1 pseudogene is annotated in these 268 nt (G+C 61.2%); it reads right to left on the bottom strand.

From position 1 onward, the window contains the following. Positions 1-268 (bottom strand): annotated as a pseudogene (gene glcF / locus SB753_RS37615) (glycolate oxidase subunit GlcF); the annotation flags it as partial.

The raw sequence follows: 268 nt of genomic DNA, 5'->3' as shown, positions 1-268 counted from the left end.
CAGCAGCAAGATCGAACCCTAACCGCGACAGCACACTCTCCACCGCACCACCAAGCTTCTGCGCATGCTGCAACGTACAAGGACAGTGAAACGCGACACGCATCGCGACGGCATCATCAGCGGGCAGCAATGCATCGAGCGGCTCCACAGCAAGCACCTCGACGAGATCGCGCGCCATCGCACTTACCCGCGCGGCCTTCGCCGCATAAAGCGGATCATTGCGCAACAGATGCCCATATTCCTTCACGAACGCGCCGCAGCCGCTTGC

Source organism: Paraburkholderia sp. SIMBA_053 (assembly GCF_046534895.1).
GTDB classification, from domain to species: domain Bacteria; phylum Pseudomonadota; class Gammaproteobacteria; order Burkholderiales; family Burkholderiaceae; genus Paraburkholderia; species Paraburkholderia caledonica.
Note: the sequence above shows the minus strand (reverse complement) of the source record. Positions and strands in the feature narration are given on the sequence as shown.